This window comes from Streptomyces sp. NBC_00385 (genome assembly GCF_035917155.1).
Lineage (GTDB): Bacteria > Actinomycetota > Actinomycetes > Streptomycetales > Streptomycetaceae > Streptomyces > Streptomyces poriferorum.
In genome coordinates this window covers 3,774,396-3,795,469 of record NZ_CP107951.1, presented here as the reverse complement: position 1 = coordinate 3,795,469, position 21,074 = coordinate 3,774,396, and the positions used below count along the sequence as shown (strand labels likewise).

General features: G+C 70.6%; 19 protein-coding genes, 1 pseudogene and 1 riboswitch. Of the genes and pseudogenes, 9 read left to right on the top strand and 11 right to left on the bottom strand.

What is annotated here, in order from left to right:
• Positions 1 to 5 precede the first annotated feature (5 nt).
• Positions 6 to 953, bottom strand: coding sequence for a glucosyl-3-phosphoglycerate synthase (locus tag OG959_RS16635; RefSeq protein ID WP_326659227.1), 948 nt, complete (start codon positions 951 to 953; stop codon positions 6 to 8).
• 153 nt (positions 954 to 1,106) lie between these two features.
• A riboswitch (SAM riboswitch) is annotated at positions 1,107 to 1,233 on the top strand.
• A gap of 17 nt (positions 1,234 to 1,250) precedes the next feature.
• On the opposite strand from OG959_RS16635, the gene thrC reads away from it, so the two are divergent.
• From thrC to groL, 4 genes are all read left to right on the top strand, one after another.
• Positions 1,251 to 2,546 (top strand): threonine synthase, encoded by a 1,296-nt coding sequence (gene thrC, locus OG959_RS16630; RefSeq protein WP_326659225.1) that lies wholly within the window; start codon positions 1,251 to 1,253, stop codon positions 2,544 to 2,546.
• A gap of 41 nt (positions 2,547 to 2,587) precedes the next feature.
• Complete coding sequence (locus OG959_RS16625; RefSeq protein WP_148019364.1) at positions 2,588 to 2,866, top strand: MoaD/ThiS family protein; 279 nt, start codon at positions 2,588 to 2,590, stop codon at positions 2,864 to 2,866.
• Between the two features lie 445 nt (positions 2,867 to 3,311).
• Positions 3,312 to 3,518, top strand: a complete 207-nt coding sequence (locus OG959_RS16620; RefSeq protein ID WP_003967346.1) for a cold-shock protein — start codon at positions 3,312 to 3,314, stop codon at positions 3,516 to 3,518.
• A 366-nt stretch (positions 3,519 to 3,884) separates the two neighbouring features.
• A complete protein-coding gene (groL, locus tag OG959_RS16615; RefSeq protein ID WP_123524516.1) occupies positions 3,885 to 5,510 on the top strand; it encodes a chaperonin GroEL in 1,626 nt (541 codons plus the stop codon).
• A gap of 153 nt (positions 5,511 to 5,663) precedes the next feature.
• Here the strand turns inward: groL and OG959_RS16610 are convergent, their stop codons facing one another.
• Positions 5,664 to 6,974 carry an alpha/beta hydrolase family protein gene (locus OG959_RS16610; protein ID WP_326659219.1) on the bottom strand — a complete coding sequence of 437 codons (1,311 nt, stop codon included), beginning with the start codon at positions 6,972 to 6,974 and terminating at the stop codon, positions 5,664 to 5,666.
• A gap of 134 nt (positions 6,975 to 7,108) precedes the next feature.
• Positions 7,109 to 7,831 carry a TetR/AcrR family transcriptional regulator gene (locus OG959_RS16605; protein WP_326659217.1) on the bottom strand — a complete coding sequence of 241 codons (723 nt, stop codon included), beginning with the start codon at positions 7,829 to 7,831 and terminating at the stop codon, positions 7,109 to 7,111.
• A gap of 105 nt (positions 7,832 to 7,936) precedes the next feature.
• On the opposite strand from OG959_RS16605, the gene OG959_RS16600 reads away from it, so the two are divergent.
• Positions 7,937 to 9,619: a CocE/NonD family hydrolase gene (locus OG959_RS16600; RefSeq protein WP_326659215.1), complete on the top strand. Its 1,683-nt coding sequence runs from the start codon at positions 7,937 to 7,939 to the stop codon at positions 9,617 to 9,619.
• A 91-nt stretch (positions 9,620 to 9,710) separates the two neighbouring features.
• Here OG959_RS16600 and OG959_RS16595 read toward each other — a convergent pair whose 3' ends face one another.
• From OG959_RS16595 to OG959_RS16575, 5 genes and pseudogenes are all read right to left on the bottom strand, one after another.
• Entirely contained in the window at positions 9,711 to 10,442 is a 732-nt protein-coding gene (locus OG959_RS16595) for a DUF4232 domain-containing protein (RefSeq protein ID WP_326659213.1), read from the bottom strand.
• Positions 10,443 to 10,624: 182 nt separating this feature from the next.
• Positions 10,625 to 11,062 (bottom strand): VOC family protein, encoded by a 438-nt coding sequence (locus OG959_RS16590; protein ID WP_326659211.1) that lies wholly within the window; start codon positions 11,060 to 11,062, stop codon positions 10,625 to 10,627.
• A 121-nt stretch (positions 11,063 to 11,183) separates the two neighbouring features.
• Positions 11,184 to 11,368 (bottom strand): annotated as a pseudogene (locus OG959_RS16585) (site-specific integrase); the annotation flags it as partial.
• Positions 11,356 to 11,613 carry a Txe/YoeB family addiction module toxin gene (locus OG959_RS16580; protein ID WP_326659209.1) on the bottom strand — a complete coding sequence of 86 codons (258 nt, stop codon included), beginning with the start codon at positions 11,611 to 11,613 and terminating at the stop codon, positions 11,356 to 11,358. The pseudogene OG959_RS16585 and the gene OG959_RS16580, both read right to left, overlap by 13 nt.
• A complete protein-coding gene (locus OG959_RS16575) occupies positions 11,610 to 11,867 on the bottom strand; it encodes a type II toxin-antitoxin system Phd/YefM family antitoxin (protein WP_032763654.1) in 258 nt (85 codons plus the stop codon). The genes OG959_RS16580 and OG959_RS16575 overlap by 4 nt, the downstream gene beginning before the upstream one ends.
• Positions 11,868 to 12,487: 620 nt before the next feature.
• Here OG959_RS16575 and OG959_RS16570 point away from each other — a divergent pair.
• Together OG959_RS16570 and OG959_RS16565 are read left to right on the top strand one after the other, a co-directional pair.
• Complete coding sequence (locus OG959_RS16570; RefSeq protein ID WP_326659206.1) at positions 12,488 to 12,655, top strand: hypothetical protein; 168 nt, start codon at positions 12,488 to 12,490, stop codon at positions 12,653 to 12,655.
• A gap of 90 nt (positions 12,656 to 12,745) precedes the next feature.
• Complete coding sequence (locus tag OG959_RS16565) at positions 12,746 to 13,207, top strand: hypothetical protein (RefSeq protein WP_326659204.1); 462 nt, start codon at positions 12,746 to 12,748, stop codon at positions 13,205 to 13,207.
• Positions 13,208 to 13,224: 17 nt separating this feature from the next.
• On the opposite strand, the gene OG959_RS16560 is transcribed toward OG959_RS16565, so the two are convergent.
• Both OG959_RS16560 and OG959_RS16555 read right to left on the bottom strand, forming a co-directional pair.
• The gene (locus tag OG959_RS16560) at positions 13,225 to 14,157 is read right to left on the bottom strand and encodes an alpha/beta fold hydrolase (protein ID WP_326659202.1); all 933 of its coding nucleotides are present in this window, start codon (positions 14,155 to 14,157) and stop codon (positions 13,225 to 13,227) included.
• A gap of 208 nt (positions 14,158 to 14,365) precedes the next feature.
• A complete protein-coding gene (locus OG959_RS16555; protein WP_326659201.1) occupies positions 14,366 to 15,061 on the bottom strand; it encodes an alpha/beta fold hydrolase in 696 nt (231 codons plus the stop codon).
• Positions 15,062 to 15,214: 153 nt separating this feature from the next.
• Between OG959_RS16555 and OG959_RS16550 the strand changes: the two genes are divergently transcribed.
• Positions 15,215 to 16,030, top strand: coding sequence for an AraC family transcriptional regulator (locus tag OG959_RS16550; RefSeq protein WP_442805581.1), 816 nt, complete (start codon positions 15,215 to 15,217; stop codon positions 16,028 to 16,030).
• A 203-nt stretch (positions 16,031 to 16,233) separates the two neighbouring features.
• Complete coding sequence (locus tag OG959_RS16545; RefSeq protein WP_326659198.1) at positions 16,234 to 17,217, top strand: helix-turn-helix domain-containing protein; 984 nt, start codon at positions 16,234 to 16,236, stop codon at positions 17,215 to 17,217.
• Between the two features lie 37 nt (positions 17,218 to 17,254).
• Here OG959_RS16545 and OG959_RS16540 read toward each other — a convergent pair whose 3' ends face one another.
• Entirely contained in the window at positions 17,255 to 20,941 is a 3,687-nt protein-coding gene (locus OG959_RS16540; protein ID WP_326659195.1) for a S8 family serine peptidase, read from the bottom strand.
• Positions 20,942 to 21,074 lie beyond the last annotated feature (133 nt).

Below are 21,074 nucleotides of genomic sequence, written 5' to 3'. Positions count from 1 at the left end.
CCACGTCACGCCGCGCGGCGTGAAACGTACTCCTCGATCTCGCGCATCGGCGGCCGTTCCTCGGTGTCCACCGGGTAGGTGCGCGGGACGAACCCGTGCTCACCGCGCTCGAACTGGGTCAGTGACGGGCGGACCAGATGCCCCCTGGAAAGGCGGAGTTGAGCGGTCCGGTAGATGGCGGCCGCCATCCGGCCGAGCGCCTGGCCGTCCTGGTGGCGGTGCTTCCTGACACCGACGTCGACCTGGGCGAGCGCGTCCAGGCCGACCGTGTGCAGGGCGTCGACGAGCAGGCCCAGCTCCACTCCGTAACCGACCGGGAACGGCAGCCGCTCCAGCAGCGAGCGGCGCACGGCGTACTCGCCGCCCAGCGGCTGGACGAACCCGGCCAGCTGGGGCCAGTGCAGATTGAGCAGCGGGCGTGCCACCATTTCGGTGACCCGGCCGCCCTGACCGGTGGTGTCGCCGAACGGGCGGTCGTACATGGCCTTGACGAACTGCACCGAGGGATCGGTCAGCAGCGGGCCGACGATGCCGGAGACGAAGTCCGCCGAGAAGTCCTTCAGGTCCGCGTCGATGAAGCAGACGATGTCGCCACCGGTCACCAGGAGTGACCGCCAGAGCACCTCGCCCTTGCCGGGGACGGCCGGAACGCGGGGCAGGATCGCGTCGCGGTGGACGACGCGGGCGCCGGCCCGGCGGGCGACCTCGGTGGTGGCGTCCGTCGAACCGGAGTCGATCACCACGAGCTCGTCGACCAGCCGGACCTTCTCCATGAGCTCGCGCCGGATCGTCGTGACGATGTCCCCGACCGTCTCCGCCTCGTTCAGCGCGGGCAGCACCACACTCACGCTCGCACCGTTCGCGCCGTTCCTGGCGTCGAGCAGACGGTCCATCGGACGGTCGGCGGCTGACCAGGAACGCCTGGTCAGCCAGCGTTCGACCTCTTCCAGCACGGTCGATACTCCCTGTATGTGATCCATCTCGCGGTACGGACGACTATCTCAACAGTCCGGTGCTTCGGTTACAGTCTTGAACAACGCAGATGGCCGTCGCATGCCGGGGTCCATCCGCCGATAAACGCCTGGATCCATGGTCCAGTGCCACAGCGCTCATCCAGAGGGACTGAGGGAACGGCCCGTTGAAGTCCCGGCAACCCTCCCGCCGACCGCGAGGTCAGGTGGGGAAGGTGCCAATTCCGTCTCGTGACGAAATGCGTCGCGAGGAAGATGAGGAGAAAGGGCCTCGCCATCATGGCTATCGAGACTGTTGCAGCACCCACCGAGACTTCCGTGGACCTTGGTCCCGCCGCGGCGCTTTCCTGCCGCGAATGCGGAGAGCGATTCGCACTCGGCCCCCTTTTCGCCTGCGCGTCCTGTTTCGGGCCGCTCGAAGTGGCGTACGACCTGCCGAGCGGCTCCCCGGACGAGCTGAAGAAGCGCATCGAGGCCGGACCCAACAACATCTGGCGCTACGCGCCGCTGCTGCCGGTCCCCTCCGATGTCGCGGACAAGCCCAACATCAACCCCGGCTTCACCAAGCTGGTCAAGGCCGACAACCTCGCCCGCGAGCTGGGCGTCACCGGCGGTCTGTACGTCAAGGACGACTCCGGCAACCCGACGCACTCCTTCAAGGACCGCGTCGTCGCGATCGCCGTCGAGGCCGCCCGCGCTTTCGGATTCACCACGCTGTCCTGCTCCTCCACCGGTAACCTCGCCGGCGCCGTGGGCGCCGCCGCCGCCCGGGCCGGTCTGCGCTCGTGCGTGTTCATCCCGCACGACCTGGAGCAGGGCAAGGTCGTCATGGCCGCGGTGTACGGCGGTGAGCTGGTCGGCATCGAGGGCAACTACGACGACGTCAACCGCTTCTGCTCCGAGCTCATCGGCGACCCGCTCGGCGAGGGCTGGGGATTCGTCAACGTCAACCTGCGCCCGTACTACGGCGAGGGCTCCAAGACGCTGGCCTACGAGATCTGCGAGCAGCTCGGCTGGCAGCTGCCCGACCAACTCGTCATCCCGATCGCGTCCGGCTCGCAGCTCACGAAGATCGACAAGGGTCTCCAGGAGCTGATCAAGCTCGGGCTGGTCGAGGACAAGCCGTACAAGATCTTCGGCGCCCAGGCCGAGGGCTGCTCCCCGGTCTCCACCGCCTTCAAGGCCGGTCACGACGTCGTACGGCCGCAGAAGCCGAACACGATCGCCAAGTCCCTGGCGATCGGCAACCCGGCCGACGGCCCGTACGTCCTGGACATCGCCCGCCGCACCGGCGGCGCCGTCGAGGACGTCAACGACGAGCAGGTCGTCGACGCGATCAAGCTGCTGGCCCGCACCGAGGGCATCTTCGCCGAGACGGCGGGCGGCGTGACGGTCGGCGTGACGAAGAAGCTGATCGACGCCGGTCTGCTCGACCCGTCGCTCACCACCGTCGTCCTGAACACCGGTGACGGCCTCAAGACGCTGGACGCCGTGGCCGCCACCTCGCAGGTGAGCGCCACGATCCGCCCGAGCCTGGACGCCTTCCGCGCCGCGGGCCTCGCTGCCACCAGCTGAGAAGCTTCCGACCACCCGAGACTTCAGGAAGGGCACCCACCATGAGCGTCAAGGTCCGTATCCCCACCATCCTCCGCACCTACACGGGCGGCCAGGCCGAGGTCCCGGCCGAGGGCGCGACCCTCTCCCAGGTCATCGAGTCCCTGGAGAAGGACCACCCGGGCATCGCCGCCCGCGTCCTGGACGACCAGGGCAAGCTGCGCCGCTTCGTGAACGTGTACGTCAACGACGACGACGTGCGCTTCGAGGGCGGCCTGGACGCGGTCACCCCGGACGGCGCGGGCATCTCCATCATCCCGGCCGTCGCCGGCGGCTGCTGAGCCACGGCCCGGGCCTTTCGCGGCCACCGGGCCGACTTCACAGCGTGACCATGATTGCCCCCTCCGCAAGAGAAGCGGAGGGGGCAATTCTGCATGGTTGAGCGGGGTACAGTGAGGGAAGTCCCCTCCGCTGCCCGTGCCCCCCGCATATGAGAATGCGCCTGGCCACGACAAGAAGCAGCCAAAGTGTTCGAGCTCCTTGCGCCATAAGTCGCCTTTGCCTGGCCCGACTTGCCCTGGAATCTCATGAATTCCTCATATTCGGGCGATCGGTTCTGCTCAGAATTCTCGTCCGATTGACCTGTTGCAGAGGGCAGTTGGGCAGATACATTCGGCCGCGGTCGACGCGTTCCGGCGCACCCACCCTCTCCTGTCGGAGGGTGAGTTCTGACCCGGGCCCGCGAAGTGCGGTCCTGTGCAAGGGCCAGTAATAGGGGAGTTAGGCATGGCTCAGGGCACCGTCAAGTGGTTCAACGCGGAGAAGGGGTACGGCTTCATCGCGGTCGACGGTGGTGCGGATGTTTTCGTCCACTACAGCGCGATCCAGATGGACGGGTACCGCACCCTCGAAGAGGGTCAGCGAGTTGAATTCGAGATCTCGCAGGGCCAGAAGGGGCCGCAGGCGGACATGGTCAAGCTCGCCGTCGGCTGAGCCCGGCCGGGTTCGACGCAGTCGGTCGACGACACTACTCACGCACGGAGGGCCCGTACCCCACAGGTACGGGCCCTCCGCGCGTCCCGGGCCGCTCGTACCCACAGGTACGGGCCTTCGTGCGTCCCGGGCCGCTCGCGCCGTGCCCCTCGCCGCTGTCCACATCCCGAGGGGGAAGCTTGCACTCCCGGGGGTCGAGTGCTAATTATTGGCTTAGCACTCTCTGGGTGAGAGTGACAGAAACTTGGACCGGGCCGGTGAGGCCCGCAGGCCTCCGGGGCAAGGAACCGGCAGGCACGCAGGCCGTCCGTCGCGGGCGCCACTCGGTCCGGAGAAATCCACCCCTGTCCGGGAGGACCACTTCATATGGCCAAGATCATCGCCTTCGACGAGGAGGCCCGGCGCGGTCTTGAGCGCGGCATGAACCAGCTCGCCGACGCCGTCAAGGTCACCCTCGGCCCCAAGGGCCGCAACGTCGTCCTTGAGAAGAAGTGGGGCGCCCCCACGATCACCAACGATGGTGTTTCCATCGCCAAGGAGATCGAGCTGGAGGACCCGTACGAGAAGATCGGTGCGGAGCTGGTCAAGGAGGTCGCCAAGAAGACGGACGACGTCGCCGGCGACGGTACGACCACCGCCACCGTTCTCGCTCAGGCACTCGTCCGCGAGGGCCTTCGCAACGTGGCCGCGGGTGCGAACCCGATGGCTCTCAAGCGGGGCATCGAGAAGGCCGTCGAGGCCGTCTCCGCCGCCCTCCTGGAGCAGGCCAAGGACGTGGAGACCAAGGAGCAGATCGCTTCGACGGCCTCCATCTCCGCTGCCGACACCCAGATCGGCGAGCTCATCGCCGAGGCCATGGACAAGGTCGGCAAGGAAGGCGTCATCACCGTCGAGGAGTCCCAGACCTTCGGTCTGGAGCTCGAGCTCACGGAGGGCATGCGCTTCGACAAGGGCTACATCTCGGCGTACTTCGCCACGGACATGGAGCGCATGGAGTCGTCCCTGGACGACCCGTACATCCTGATCGTGAACTCGAAGATCAGCAACGTGAAGGACCTCCTTCCGCTGCTCGAGAAGGTCATGCAGTCCGGCAAGCCGCTGCTGATCATCGCCGAGGACGTCGAGGGCGAGGCCCTGTCGACCCTGGTCGTCAACAAGATCCGTGGCACCTTCAAGTCCGTCGCCGTCAAGGCTCCGGGCTTCGGTGACCGCCGCAAGGCCATGCTCGGCGACATCGCCATCCTCACCGGTGGCACCGTCATCTCCGAGGAGGTCGGCCTCAAGCTGGAGAACGCCGGTCTCGACCTGCTCGGCCGCGCCCGCAAGGTCGTCATCACCAAGGACGAGACGACGATCGTCGACGGCGCCGGTGACAGCGACCAGGTTCAGGGTCGCGTCAACCAGATCCGTGCCGAGATCGAGAACTCCGACTCGGACTACGACCGCGAGAAGCTCCAGGAGCGCCTCGCGAAGCTGGCCGGCGGCGTGGCCGTCATCAAGGCCGGTGCCGCGACCGAGGTCGAGCTCAAGGAGCGCAAGCACCGCATCGAGGACGCGGTGCGCAACGCCAAGGCCGCCGTCGAGGAGGGCATCGTCGCCGGTGGTGGCGTGGCTCTGCTCCAGGCCTCGGCCGTCTTCGAGAAGCTCGAGCTCTCGGGTGACGAGGCGACCGGCGCCAACGCCGTCAAGCTGGCGCTGGAGGCTCCGCTCAAGCAGATCGCCGTCAACGGTGGTCTCGAGGGTGGCGTCGTCGTCGAGAAGGTGCGCAACCTGCCGATCGGTCACGGCCTCAACGCCGCGACCGGCGAGTACGTCGACATGATCGCCGAGGGCATTCTCGACCCGGCGAAGGTCACGCGCTCCGCTCTGCAGAACGCCGCGTCCATCGCCGCGCTCTTCCTCACCACCGAGGCCGTCATCGCCGACAAGCCGGAGAAGGCCGCTGCCGGCGGCGCTCCGGGCGGCATGCCGGGCGGTGACATGGACTTCTGATCCTGACGGATCGGTAGCTCCCGCACAGCAGTACATGACACCGGCCCCCGGGGATTCGTCCCCGGGGGCCGGTGTCATGTCTGTGCTGGTCTAGGGCCTCTCGTTTGGATCAGGCCGGACCCCGCGAGCCCGGCATGATCCAGACGAAAGGCCCTAACTGCTGAACACCATCTCCGGGAACCGGTCCGACGGACCGTCCAGCAGGTGGTCGTCGTGGCCCCGCAGCCATCGCCCGAAGAACGACGTGACATACGCCCGCCCCGCAGCCGCCGCCCGGTCCGGCCGTACGGTCCCGACCGCCGCCGCCAGCCCGTCCCCGGGTTCCGCGCCCTGCCGTGCGAGCTGCGGCAGCAGCACCTGCGCGTCCGTGTACGAGGCGTGGCGCGAGCCGGTCAGCGTGACGTTCGCCTTCCAGCCGCGGGTGTTGCGCCAGAACGCCGCCCACGACGGCTGCTGCCGGTAGTCGCCCGACCCCTCGCTCTCCGTCCCCATCAGCAGCAGCGGCCGGTCGAGCCCCTCCAGCGCCACCGTGCTCAGCCGGCTGCCGTCCGGCAGCGCCCCGCCGACGTAGTCCATCTGCCCGTCCATGTTGATGCCCGCCCGGATCCGGCGGTCGTCGTGCATGGCCTGGGCCGCGGTGAAGCCGCCCGCGGAGTGGCCGAACATCCCGACACTCCGCAGATCGAGTACGTCCCCGAAGCGCGTCCGGTTCAGCTCCGGCAGCCGGTCGAGCACGAACCGCGTATCGGCCACCCGTACCGCCACGACCTTCCGCAGCAGGGCGCTGAGCGCGTCCGGGTCGGAGGGCGGGGCGCCGTCGAAGATCCGCATGGTGGCGAGCCGGCCGCCGGGGAACTCCACCTCGGTGGCCTCGTAGGTGTGGTCGACGGTGACGACGGCGTATCCGTGGCTCGCGAGGTCGTCCACCAGCGCGGTGTTCCAGGTGCGCGGGTCCCCGAGCCCGGGGGAGTAGAGGACGACGGGCAGCCGCCCGGCCCGGGGGTGCACGGGCGCGTCCTGCCGGGCATGGCTCAGCGTGGCGCCCCAGTCGACCGTCCCCGGCGCCATCCCCAGGTTCAGCGCGGCGGCGCCCTCCGGTCCGCCGAAGTGGGCGGCCGCGGCCGCCGGCATCTGGGGCACGCGGGGCGCGGAACCACCGGCCGCGGCCGGGTAGCGGACGCTGACCATGAGCTCGCGGTACGGGGAGGAGTCCGGCGCCCACGGGTCGGTCCGGCTGCGGTCGACGAGGCGGAGGGTGGTGGAGCCGACGCCGAACGGGCCGGTGGGGCGCGGGAGTCGCGCGGTCGGCAGATCGGCGCCGACGTGCCGCCCGCTCCCGGCCGCGACGGACGGTACGGCGGACGCGGCAAGCGCGGCTGTCGCGGCCAGCCCGGTCAGCAGCACCTGCCGACGGCCGTGGGTGCGTGTACGCGTGCGGGTGCTGGTGCGCGGGACTGCGGTCACTGGGACTCCCCGTTCGGGCGGCGCGGTGCTGCGGACGCCCCCACCATGCCCCGGCCGCGCCCACGGGCGCGTGATACCCGGGTGCTCAGTCGGCGGGTCGCACCCGCTACCCGGGTATGACGTGGGACCGCCGGTCAGCCCGCGTCGAGGCCGTCGACCAGGCGGTTCAGGAAGCGGGCGAACGTGGCGTCGGGGGTGACGGGGCGTCCGGCCGAGGCGAGGGCCTCGGCCAGTTCCGGGTGGTGGCCGTCCGCGGCGACGGCGGTGAGGTAGAGCACCTCCGCCGCGGCCCGGTCCGGCGACAGCGCGGCCTCGGCCTGCGCCACTTCATGGGCCACGTGCCCGGCCACGAACGCGGTGAGCTGGGCGAAGACCTCCAGCCGGGCGCCGCCGTCGAGGCCGCTGGGGCGCAGGGCGGCCAGGGCGTGTTCCAGGAACGAGAGGGTGCGGGGGCCGAGCGTCCGGCGGGCGGGCACGGCGGTGGACAGCCAGGGGTGGCGGAGCATGTGGTCGCGCTGGAGGTGCCCGATGGCCTTGAGGTCGGCGCGCCAGTCACCGGTGAGTGGCTCGGCCCCGGACAGTTCACCGTTGACGTGGTCGATCATCAGGTCCAGCAGCGTCTCCTTGTCGGGGGCGTAGCTGTAGAGCGACATGACGCCGGCGCCCACCTCCGCGGCGACCCGTCGCATGGTGACCGCGTCGATTCCCTCGGCGTCGGCCAGGGCGACGGCCGCCACCGTGATCGCCTCGCGGCTGAAGGCGGGCCGGCGTCCCCGGCGGGGCCGGTCCGGGTCGGGGGTCAGCCAGAGTTCTCGGGGGTCGACACCGGCGGCGCCGGGTCCCTCGGCACGGGTCACGATCCTGCTGTTCCCTTCCTCACTGCTGCGGCTCCTGTCTCGTTCATCCAAGCATCGTCTATTCTCGTACACAGTACGAGAATGAGTGAGCGACGGAGGCGAACGATGACATCACCCACGCACGACGCCCGGCCGAGGCATGCCTGGACGCCGTCGGCCGCGAAGCCGCCGCTGTCCGCGCGCATGATGCGCGCCACCTGGCGGGGGCTCCCGCCGAAGCGCCACCGGATCGGCTGGGAGCCGGGCCTCACCGTCCCCGCAGCCGACGGCAGTCCGCTGATCACGGACCACTACTTCCCCCGCGACGAGGGCGACTTCCCCACCCTCCTCGTGCGCTCGCCCTACGGGCGGGGCGTGCCCTGGTCCCCCCTGTACGGGATGCTCTTCGCCGAACAGGGCTTCCATGTGATCCTGCAGAGCTGCCGCGGCACGGGCGGCTCCGGCGGCACCTTCGACCTCTGGCGCAACGAGGCCGCCGACGGCCTCGCCGCGGTGAACTGGCTGCGCGAACAGCCCTGGTTCAACGGCACCCTGGGCACGGTCGGACCCAGCTACCTCGGCTACGTCCAGTGGGCCCTGGCCCTGGACCCGCCGCCGGAGCTGAAGGCCATGGTGGTCCAGGTCGGCCTGCACGACCCGTACGGCCTCTTCCACGCGGACGGCGCGCTGAAGCTGGAGAACGCGCTCCTCGTCGGCGCCGGAATGACGTACCAGCACCGCGGCATGGGCCCGTTCATCAAGGCGACCCTGCGGCTGAAGCGCCACCTGAAGGGCATCGTCGACGCCCGCCCGCTCAAGGGCGCCTACACGGCCGCGCTCGGCCAGGAGGTGCCCTGGCTGGACGACGTGATGACACACCCGGACGCGGACGACCCGTACTGGAAGGGCGCGTCGGCGGCCGAGGCCGCCGACCGTCCCGGCATCCCCACCGCCCTCATCACCGGCTGGCACGACGCCCTCGTCGACCAGACCTTCGCGCAGTACGCCCGGCTGCGCGCGTCGGGCGCCGAGACCGCCCTGCTCGCCGGCCCCTGGACCCACGCCTCCGCCCTGCAGCAGGGCTGGCCCGACGTGTTCGCCGAAAGCCTGGCCTGGCTCCGCGCCCACCTGTGCGACGACGCCTCGGAGCTGCGCCCCACCCCCGTACGCGTCCACACGGGCGGCGCGGACGCGGCGTGGCAGGACCTCGACACGTGGCCGCTCGACCCCGCCACCACCTCCTGGTTCCCGACCTCCGACGGCCACCTCACCCGGCAGCCGCCCACGGACACCGCCGCCCTGGCCACCTTCCGCCACGACCCCGACGACCCCACCCCCTCCCTCGGAGGCCCACTGCTCTCCCTTCCGGCCGGGGCCCGGGACAACAGCACGCTGGAGTCCCGCGACGACGTCCTCACGTTCACCGGCCCGGTCCTGACCGAGCCCGTCACGGTGCTGGGCGCGGTCTCCGCGCGGATCTCCGCATCCACGGACACCGGCCACGGGGACGTCTTCACCCGCCTGTGCGACGTGGACGCGGCGGGGCGCTCCACCAACATCTGTGACGGTTATGCCCAGTTGCGTACGGCGGGCGACGAACCGGCCCACTTCACGGTCCCGATGAGCTCCACGGCGTACCGCTTCGCCGCAGGCCACCGGATGCGCTGGCAGATCAGCGCGGGGGCGCACCCGCGCTATGCGAAGAACCCCGGGACGGGCGAATCCCGGGTGGAGGCACGGGAGTTCGTGCCGGTGCGGGTCACGGTCCACGCGGACTCCGCGCTGCTGCTCCCGCAGGGTGAGGAGTGAGAAGAGGAGTGCCGCGTTCGGCCCTCGACGCGGCGAAGGGCCGGCAGCCGACGGAGCTGCCGACCCCTTGCCGAGCCGTCGTTCGGAACGGTCAGAGCTGGTTGATCGGCCGCATGGCCAGGCCCTCGGTGCCGGCCCAGCCGTTCACCCGCGCCGCGTCGTCGTAGGAGACGGTGTGCAGACCGTCGGGCAGGTCGAAGGCGAGCTTCCCGCTGAGTTCGGTGCCCTCACCGGCGACCAGAGTGGCGTTGAACCGGGCGGACTGGTCGTACTCCGCCTCGCCGCCCTCGTCGTTGCCGAAGACGTACAGGCCGGCGTACGCCTTGCCGCCTGCCTCGACGACGAGGGGCTCGGTGTCCGGCTCTTCGAGCGTCTCGACGATCGAAGCGTCGTCGCCGGTTCCGAGCCGCACCAGCGGGGCTTCGTTGAGGACACACGGCGACGCGCTGCCGTTGGTGACCGTCAGCAGGAAGTGGCGGGGCGTCTCCCCGGCCGCGTCCTGAAGCTCGACCGTGGGGCGGAGATCGGTGACCGCGCAGTCCTGGTGGTCGGTGCCGTTGCCACCGCCGGTCTCGCCACTGTCCCCGGTCGAGTCGTCCCCGGCGCTGCTGCCGGACCCGGTCCCGGAGTCACTGGACGATGCGGTGCTCTTCGACGGGCCCTTCCCCGCCGAGGCGGAGCCCGACGGGCCGGCGCCCTTGTCGTCACCCCCGGACGGCTGGCAGGCGGTGGCCGCCAGCAGGGCCGCGACCACACCCGCCCCCAGGAGGGTGCTGCGCAGGGCCTGACGTACTGAACCGACTCCGGCTGTCCTCGCGTTCATGCTGCATCCCGATTCCCCCGAGACCGGTCCGCGGACCGGCCCTGTGTACAAGCGACACAGCCGAGTGTGACCGGGGCCGACCCGTCAACTCATAGGAGATCAGGGTTTGTTACCACCCACGCATGAACCACCGACCGCGGCGTGACGATGTCCGCGGCGAGCGCGTGAGCGCCACCGTCCGCTCAGTCGAGGCAGAACTCGTTGCCCTCGATGTCCTGCATCAGCTGGCACGACTCGTTCTCCTCATCGGCCAGCAGCAGCTTCCCGCGTACGGCCCCGAGCGGAATCAGCCGGGCGCATTCGGCCTCAAGCGCGGCGAGCCGCTCCTCCCCCACGAGCCCGGTGCCGGCCCGCACGTCGAGATGCACGCGATTCTTGACGACCTTGCTCTCGGGAACGCGCTGGAAGTACAGGCGCGGGCCCGCGCCGGTGGGATCGGAACAGGCGAAACCCGACAGCGGCAGATCCTCGGCCGGCAGGGAGTTCTTGTACGCCTCCCAGCTGTCGAACCCCTCCGGCGGCTCCGGCACGACGTACCCGAGCGCCGCGCACCAGAAGCGGGCGACGCGCTCGGGGTCCGCGCAGTCGAAGGTGATCTGGACCTGTTTGATCTTTGTCATCGGGCCAAGATAGTCGGTGGTGCGTGCGGGGTCACGGGATATTTCGGGGCTCGACCCGCGCCGGGTCGGCAGCTGTCGGCGTAGTGGATCGCAACTGCTCTGCTGGTCAACCGAGTTTGATCAGCGGGGAGAGCGGCTTGTAGCAGCACTGGCCGACGCGCAGTAGCGGGGCTGGTCGCGCCGGGCGTCGATGCCGCGCGAGCAACACTGGCAGGTGGTGTTGCAGAGCTGGTTGAGCCGGGTGCGGACGTCCTTGGCGGAGAGCTTGCTGGGCTTCTTCCTGCCCAGGCCGGTCAGTAGTGGTCGCGGGCCTGGATGATCTCCAGGCCGTCGGAGTCGGTGACGCGGTAGACCAGTCGGTGCTCCTGCGTGATACGACGGGACCACCAGCCGGACAGGTTCCCTTTCAGAGGCTCGGGCTTGCCCCTGCCTTCGAAAGGGGTCCGTTTGATCTCCTTGATGAGGTCATTGACCCTGCGGAGCGTCTTGCGGTCGGTGTCGGCCCAGTGGGTGTAGTCCTCCCACCCGTCGTCCGAGAACGACGTCTTCACGCGTCCTCCGTGTCGATCAGATCTCGTACGGTGCCGCGTCCGGCGTCCATCTGCTCGATGGAGCGCATGAGGCGGGCGGCGTTGCGGGGGGAGCGCATCAGGTACATCGTCTCCTCCCAGGCGTTGTAGTCCTCCTCGGACATGATCACGACGGTGCCCGCCTTCGACGTGACGCGCTCCGGCGCGTGGTCTTCGGTGACGCGACGGATCAGACCGAAGAAGTCCTTCCGCGCTTCGCTTGCGTTGATGGTCATGGGTTCCTCCTGCGGATGTCGCCAGCCCTCTACAGGCGTACTTAAAACAGTACCAGACATGTACGTGATTCGGTACGAAGAAAGTAGCGGCCTTGCGTCTGTCTGAGCTGTTCAGAGTTTCTTTACTTGATCAAGGCGGCCCGCTGGCGCGGCCCGCGCGCTCCGGCCCGGTGGGGCCGCCGCCCGCTCCTGTCTCCGCCCCACGAGCGACGGCCCCGCCGGTCCGGGCGCGCAACAGCCAGCACAGCAAGCCACCTGGGGCGCTGCTCCAGACCCCGGCCCTCTCTCTGAGGGGCGGGGGCGAGTGCAGGTGCGGCTTCGTCGTGGTGTGGGGTCGTGGGGCGCGGGAGGGGTCCCTCGCCGCCCGGTCACCGGAGGCGTACCAGGAATCCCCGGGGGCCGCCAAGGCTCACTCCGTGACGCGTGCGCTCGGCCCTGGCGGCCCCCGGGGAACCCTGGCACGGCGAAGCTGCCCGACCGACGAGGGACCCCACCCGCTCAGGCCCCGATTCTGCCGGAGTTCCGGCCCGCCACGTGGCGGGGCACCCCTGCGGTGGGTGTCTGTCGGAACCCCCGACTGATGTGCCGGCCGGGCGTACCGTGGAGTGGGAGGTGGTGAGTTGCTGCTTACTGAGCTGGCCGACAACGTCCGCAAGCACAGGCGTCGCGCGGGCATGAGCCAGGAGGAACTGGCCCATGCCGCAGGCGTACTGCCCTACCTGGGTGAGGTAGGCGCCGGCCAGCCGCAGCGCGTCGGTGCCTGGGGATCGCCGCTGAGCGGCAGTTGAAGGACGGGCGGCCGGGTTGATGCTTGGACTTGATCGGCCGGCTCCGTTCCGGCAGCGGGCATGGCGCAACGCGCATGGAAGCCTGTCCCCATGGACACGTTCGCGGAGCGCCTCGACTACGGGTGGAAGTGGTGGGAGGCCGCCATCGACGAAGCGCAGGAAGGGCGCTGGGTCCGTGACGCCGTGGAGCGGCAAGTGATCAAGGACATCGGCTGCGCCACCAACGCCCTCCACGGTGGGCGGTTGGCCCCGTTCACCGAGGACACCTGGCACGTACGCGTCGGGAGGATCGCGAACTGGGCCGGGGTGCTGCGGCTCGCCGCCGGGTCGGGCGGCTGGGTCCTCCAACCGGTCGTCGGGCGCCTCCCGCCGAGCCCTGCCCGTATGGCGGAGCTGCTGTCCGGCATCTACGCGGCCGGCGAGCAGGGCGAGATCTGGATGAAGCGGCTCCTGAAGGGCGAACTGCCTCCGGAGGGCGAAATCGCTCAGGCCGAGGGCTTCTTCACCGGCCCGGGGTCCATCGAGGACCTTGAGCTCTTCCTCTACGACTGACAGTGATGGTGTGTTCGTCAGCCCTGCGCGCCCACCATGCCCTCGATCTCCTTGAGTACGAGGTCGGGGCTGTCCTTCGGGACGTCGTGGGAGCTGCCCTCGGCGGTGACGAGTGTGCGGCCGGGCCCGTCGTGGACGAACGTGGCTGCGGCGTTCCGCCAGCGCTGGGCGTCCTCGGGGGAGCCGTCGAACGGGGTCTTCTCCGAAACGATGACCGTCGCCGGGACCGCCTCCGGCCATGTGGCCTTGTGGAAGGCCTTGCTCGTCGAGACGAAGCTCTCCGAGGTCGAGATGAGCTGGCGGTTCTGCGGGTCGTCCGGGTCCTTCTTCGCCGCGTCGACCTGGGGCCGGCTGAAGGCTACGAGGCGGGCGATCTGTGCCTCCGTGAAGAGCGGGGGCAGGTTGGCGTCGACCAGGACCGCGCCGGAGAGCATCTTCTGGTTCTCCTTCGCGAAGTACGTCGCTATCTCACCGGCCTGGGAGTGGGAGACGAGGGTGACGTTCTCGGTGACGCCCAGCTGCTTGAGCCCCGCTTCGAGGTCGCCGACGGCACTCTCGACCTTCCAGGGGCCGGGCACCACGTCACTCTTGCCGAGTCCGGCCCGGTCGTACGTGACGACGGTGGCGCCGGTGGCCGCGTGGAGCCGGGGGACGAGGGCGTCCCAGTAGGAGGAGTCCTCGCCGCCGCCGGAGTCCAGGACGATCGTGGAGCCGTGGCCCTGCGTGACGTGGAAGGCCAGTCGATGGCCGCCGTTGTCGATCATGCGCAGCTTCGCCTCGGCCGCTTGCCCGGCCGTCTGCCCGGCCTCCGGCGAGGCGGAGTGCCTGGACTCGGATGCGTTGCTGTCGCCGCACGCCGTGACCGCGCCGGCGGTCAGCGCCAGCAGGGCGAGGGCCGACAGGGCCCGGTTGACGGACCGGCGGTGGGGCGTGGTGCGGGGCAGGGACATGGCTGGCTGGTCCTCAGTGCTCGGGTGATGGTGCGGCTGCGTTCTCCATCCTTCGGTGAATCGGGTGACGGCAGAATCCGGCTGGCACGCGTGTCGATGGTGCGCCTGAGGCGCGTGCGCGAGGTGGGGATATCCCCCCTGCGCGGCTCGCTGACCTCGTGGGGCACCGGGGACGAACTGGGCTCGCCCGGTCCCACCGGCAGGCCCGTCATGTGTGCGGCGGTGCATCCGGCGCGCCTTCGGCGAGCAGGAGTGCAGCGACCGCATCCGGCGCCTCGTGCATGGCGTCGTGGCCGGTGGGGAGGTCGTGGACCTGCCACCCGGGATCGGCTCGGAGCCGGTTGCGGAGTTCGGTGAACGGCGTCCGGTCCTCCCACCCCGAGCAGTAGACGAACTCCCGGCGGGGGATCTGGGCGTGTGCGCCTGTGAGCCGGATCGTCTGGAGGAACGAGGCGAGGGGATGATCGCGACGGCGGGGATCGCCGGCGCCCGGGGGCCGGACGGAGTAGCCGGTGCTCGCTGCGCCGGCGGCGAACACGTGCCGGAAGTAGTCGTTCGTCGACGACCAGCACGACGCGCCGTCCTGCGGTACGTAGGCGTCGAGATGCACCAGCCGGGAGATCCGGCCTCCGGCGCGGTCAGCGGCTGCGGCGATCACCATGCCGCCGTAGCTGTGGCCGACCAACGTCGCGCCGGTGATCCGCGCGCGGTCGAGGAGCCGCACCACGTCGTCGGCGTGCGTGTCGAGGTTGGTGGTCGCGACCGTCGCGATGTCGTCGTCCGGCCACAGGCCGGTCAGGGTCAGGGCGTGAACGGTATGACCGGCACGCTCCAGCAGTGGAACCACCGCCTCGTAGGACCAGGAGCCCTTCCAGCCGCCGGGTACAAGAACGAACGTCGCCATGCGATTTCTCCTCTTCCCTCAAGCCGAGGCATCGAGGCGCGCTGCCGCGATGCGATGCGGTTCGGCCGGGCGCTTCACGCGACCGCAGACCGCTCCGCACGGAAAAGCTTCGCCGGAACAGGGCGTGGCTCGCTATCGATACGATGCCGACTTATGCCCGTTCACCGCCAACCTCCCAGGAGTGCCGGCGTGACCTCACACATATGGCCGTCCGGTGGGCGCCACCTCTGGCCGTCCGGCGGAACGAGCGAAGCGCGGTCGCACGCACACGGACACCTGGTGTACGCGGCCGGCGGCGTCCTGGCGGTTCACACGGAGCGCGGTACGTCGATCGTTCCCGCCGACCGCGTCGCCTGGACCCCCGCCGGATTCACGCACTACCACCGCGCCCACGGCGACACCGATATGCGGATCGTCTTCCTCGCGCCGTCCCTCACCCGGCTCGTACCGGATCGCCCCGCCGTGTTCCTGGCCTCCGGCCTCGCCCGAGAAGTCCTGCTCGCCCTGACCGGCCCCCGCAACTACGACGACGCCGTACCCGGCTACAGCCCCGCCGCGCGCACCCGCCTCCTCCGCGTCCTGGTCGACGAACTCCGCGAAGCGCACGAACAGCCACTGCACCTGCCGGAGCCGCAGGACGACCGCCTGCGGGCCATTGCCCGGAGGCTGTACGAGACGCCGTCGGACAACTCCACGCTGGCCGAACTCGGCAAGGCGATCGGAGCCGGCAGCCGCACCCTCAGCCGGCTGTTCCGCAGCGAACTCGGCATGACCTTCTACGAGTGGCGCACACAGCTGCGCGTCTACCACGCGCTCGTGCTCCTCGCCGACGGCCACGACACCACCCGAACCGCCTACGCCTGCGGATGGGCCAATCCCAGCAGCTTCATCACAGCGTTCACCGGCATCATCGGAACGACCCCGGGCCGCTACCGGAACAGTCGCCCGAACAGCGACGGTCCCTCATAACTCCCTCAGGGCACAGCCGTCGGGATGAGGCCCACGCGCACTCCGGCGGGGTGTCACCGATGGGTACGCTCCGCCCGGGGTATTCCCATCGCCGGGGGACCGAGTGCGACGACACGACGACGCATCCGGACGCCGACCGTACAGCTGATCCCGCGATGATCCGGCACCGCGTGGCCGACACGCTCGGGCTTACCATGCACTCGGTGCCCGACGGCCACCGGACAGCAAAGGGCGGGGGCATGGAACTCGACGAGCTCGGCCTCGCGCCGGACGAAGCGACCGTCTACCGGATGCTCATCGCCCGGACGTCGGTCCGCGCGGAAGAGATCGGCGACGCGGCCGGCCTGCCCGCCGATCGGGCCGACGCCGCACTGCACTCGCTGGCGGCCCGTGGCCTCGTGGTCCGCGCCGCCGACGGCCGGCGGTATTCCGCGGCGCCCCCGGCCGTCGCGCTGGGCGCCGAGCTCGCGGCGCACCGCGAGCGGCTGCAGCGCGCCGAGGTGACGGTGGCGCGGCTCGCGGAGACGTACCGCATGGCGACCGCGGACCGTGCCCAGCGCGAACTCGTGGAGATCGTCGAGGGCAGCGAGGCCATCGGTACCCGCTACCGACAGTTGCAGCTGTCCGCACGCCGCACCATCGACATCTTCTCGGCGGGCAGGCCCCAGGCGGTCACCCCGGCGGACAGCGAGGAGGTGACGGCCATGGCCCGTGATGTGCGGGTGCGCGCCGTCATCGACCAGGGCTTCCTGCGCGAACCGGGCGCCGCGGAGAACGTCGCGCAGTCCCTGGCCGACGGGGTCCAGGTCCGGACCGTCACCGAAGTGCCGTACAAGCTGATCCTCTGCGACGAATCCGTGGCGATGCTGCCGCTGCACGGACGGGACGCCGACGTCGACCCGGCGGTCGTGCTGCGCGGCGGCCTTGCCCACATGGCCCGGGAACTGTTCGAGCAGGTGTGGGAGCGCGGCAGCCCCTACCAGGAGGCGGCGGGCGTCGGCATCGACCCGGTCGACGTGCACATCCTGCGACTGCTGCTCGCCGGGCTCACCGACACCGCCGTGGCCACGCAGGTGGGTCTCTCGGCACGGACCGTGCAGCGCCGTATCCAGCTGATGATGTCCCACGCCGGTGCGACCTCGCGGCTCCAGCTGGGCTGGTACGCCGGACAGCACGGGTGGGTGTGACCTCCTCCGGCCACACCCACCCTGGTCTCGGCCCTGCCTACTTCAGCGTGATCGCCCGGATCACGTCCTGGCCGATCGTCAGCCCGCCCGGCGCCCCGGCCGCGGCCCGCAGCGACACCGACTTCGCGGCGCGCGGTGTGTCCAGGACCGTCGTCCAGCGGCCGTCACCGGCCCGCTTGAGCTTGGCGTCCCGCCACGTCGCCCCGTCGTCGTACGAGACCTGAAGGGTGGCCGACGTGGCGGCGGTCGCCCCGTCGTACGTTGCCGAGCGCAGGCCCAGGGTGAGGCGCTTGCCCGCCCTGGCCGTGCCCTGCAGATCCGTGGCGACGTCGTACGTGAGGTTCAGCATCGGCACATTGGCACGGGCCGTGCCCGTCGGCAGCGGCTTGTAGTCGAAGCCCCACGTGGTGCTCGTGCTCGTGGTGCCGGGCCAGGCGGCGGTGGTGCGCTGCCCGGTCGCGACGAGCTTGTACGAGCCCGCCGTCATGTTGGAGGCACGGCCCGACTGGGCCTTGGACGTGGCCAGCTGGGTGTCGCCGCGGTAGAGCGTGGTCTGCTTGGTGCCGCCGCCGGCCCCGACATGGCCGTCGTCACCGCCGGACCACATCGCGACGTTCCAGTTCAGGGCGTTGCTGCTCGTCTGGTACGGGACGTACGTGTCGCCCAGGCGCGCGCCCTGGACCGGCTTGAACCAGCCGCCGTCGTAGCGGCGGCCACCGGCGTACGAGTCCGTCGAACCCCGCTCGAAGTAGCCGTCCGCCGCGTCGAGTCCGGTGTGCTGCTCGTACCAGGACCCGACGGCGGTGGTGTCGCCGGTGACGTACTCCGTCGTCGTCCGCGACCACTTCTCGTAGGCGTCACCGCCCAGACCCGCGCCCCACGCCGGGATGAAGTAGCGCCCGCCGTAGCCGAGGGTGCCCGGCGCCGCGTACACGCTGTTGTTCACGCGGGCCAGATCGTGGTCGTCCGGCTTGTACGCCAGGGACTTGTCCGGGATGACGTCCTTGAACTGCTGCACCAGGTCGTAGCTGTAGTCCGGGTACTGCTGCTGCTTCACGTGCAGCCGGCCCTTCCCCGACTTCGCCTCCGAGACCAGGCGTGCGCCGTCGCCCTGCCGCACGGAGGCGACGGTGAGCCCGCCGGCGACGCCGTAGCTCTGGTACAGGCGCCCCGGGGCGTCGTTGACGACGACGAGCAGCGTCGCGCCCGCGTCGGCGGCGGCCTGCGCACGCTCGGCCGGGGTGACGTCGGCGGTCCGGTCGATGATCACGGCCTTGCCGCGGACGTCGAGGCCGGTGTAGTCGGCCGCCGTGCCCCGGCCCGCGTACACGGTGCGCAGGGTCGACGAGCCGTCGTGGTAGGTGGTGTTCGGCTGGGACGTCAGCTCGATGTCCCGCCCGGTGCCGGTCTCGGCGTCGAGGGCCTTCTGCCGCAGCCGCCAGTGCAGGAACGCGCGCATCGAACCGTCCGACACCTTCTTCGTCGGCGCCAGATACAGCGAGTCGTACTTGGCGGCCAGAATCCAGGAGGTGGACCAGTTGATGCCCGCGCCGGCGTCGTAGGTGCGCTGGAGGTTGAAGACGGCCTGCGTCTCCTCGCTCTCCCGCTCCGGGACCGCGTACGCCTTCCGCAACTTCGTCGCGTCCAGGTCGGCCGTGCCGGCCGCGTGGCCGTCGCCGAGCGTGGCCTCGTCGGAGATCAGCAGCGCCTGGCCGAGCGAGTCGGCGGTGTCGCCGGGCACCTCGGCGTAAGACGTGGTGGTGTAGCGGCCGGGCGGCAGACGCAGCGTCTTCGTACCGTCGACGGCGATGACCGCGGCGTCGGTGGAGTCCGCGGCGTGCAGTGTGACGTTGCCGGACTGCGGCTTCCCGTCCCGGCCCGTCAGCTTGATGGTGTAGTCGTACATCTCCGCCTCCTTGAAGAGGGCGAAGCCGGTGTGCGCGACCGCCTGGCCGGTCGCGGTGTCCGTCGCGACGACATGGCCGGAGAACGTGGTGCCCGCGGGGACCTTCGACGGGTCGAGGGTCAGGGTCACCGTGGCGGTGCCGTGCGCGGGGACGGTCACCGAGGACTGCGACAGCGTGTACGCGTCGGCGTCCGTGTCGAGGGCGAGGGCCAGCGTGACGTCCGCGTCGCCGTCATTGCGGTAGGCGACCGTGCGGGTCTCCGTCTTCGCGTCGGCGTTCGGCCAGTCGTAGGCGGCGGCCTCCACGGAGCCCGTCGCCTCGATGGTGGAGCTGATGGCCGAGGCCACGTTCACCCGGCCGGTGCCCGCCGCGTACGGCGTCTCGGCGGTCTTGTCCGACGTCGACATCAGCGCGTTCTTGATGCGCTCGCCGGTCCAGTCGGGGTGCCGTTGCTTGAGGATCGCGGCCGATCCCGCGACGAGCGGCGTCGCCATCGACGTACCGCTCATCGTCCGGTACAGGCCACCCGTCCAGCCCGGCACCGACTGCGAGGCGGCGGCGGACACGTCCGTGCCGGGCGCGGAGACGTCCGGCTTGAGGCTGTGCGTGCGGATCAGCGGGCCCTGGCTGGAGAACTCGGCGCGGTCGTCGTTCCTGTCGACCGCGGCCACCGTCAGCGCGGAGGCGGCGGCGCCCGGGGAGCCGATGGTGCCCGGGTCGTAGGCGTTGCCCGCCGCGATGACGAACAGCGGACCGCCGTCCGCGGAGAGCTCGTTCACGGCCTGCGACGTCGGGTCCGTGCCGTCGGACCCGCTAGGGGTGCCGAGGCTCATCGACACGATGTCCGCGCCCTGCGCCTTGGCCCACTCCATGCCCGCGATCGAGTACGACTCCTCGCCGGTGCCCTCGTTGCCGAGCACCTTGCCGACCAGGAGGCGGGCCCCCGGGGCCGCGCCCTTCTCCTTGGCGCCGGAGGCGGCTCCGGTACCGGCGATGGTGGAGGCGGTGTGCGTGCCGTGGCCGTTGCCGTCGTCGACGCTCTGGCCGGGCACGAAGCTCGCGGTGGCGTCGACCTGCCCGACGAGGTCCGGGTGGTCGAGGTCGGCGCCGGTGTCGAGCACGGCGACCTTGACGCCCGTGCCGTCCAGGCCCTGCTGCCATGCGTCCGTGGCCTTGATCTGCGCGGTCTCGGTGGCGAGCGAGGCCTCGACCTTGCCGTCGAGCCACAGCTTGCCGATGCCGCCCGACAGGGACTTCGGGTCGGAGCCGGGCGCGATGCCCTTCCAGAACGACGTGGCCCGGCCCTTGTCGGCGCGCAGCGCGTTCGCGTGGATCGAGGAGAGCGTACGGACCGACTCGGCGTCCTTGGGCGTGGCCGGGGCCTTCGCCGTACGGGCGGCGGCCGGGGCGGTCGCGATCACCGGGACGGTGTCCGTGTGCGCGTCGTCATAGCCCATCGCCACCAGTCCGGTGACGTTGAACAGCCGCTCGTCGAGCTTTCCGGCGGCGAGCAGCGACATGGCCTGGCGCGGGATGACATACGTGTCGTCGCCGCGGGTCTGCACCTCGACGCCGGCGGAGCCGTCCTCGGCCGGGTCCACGGTCACCACGTCGTGGTTGCCGGGCAGGTCGGTGTAGTGCACGAGGTCACCGGTGACAAGGGTGATCGCGTAGGACTTGCCGGCCGGCGCAGTGGTACCGGTCCCGGCGGCCGGATCGGCGGCGGCCGCCGGGACCGTGACCGATCCCCACCCGATGAGCGCCATGGTGAGCGCGGTGGCGGCGGGGAGGCATCGGCGTCTGGGTATGGATCGCATGGGAACGGTTTATCCGGTCCGGAACACCTGGCGCACCGGCGGAGGGTGTCGAGTTCCCGCCATGGCGAAGACCAGACACCGAGGTCCCCCGGCTGACGGACGCCGGCCGGCGTCCGACGGAACCCGTCAGCCG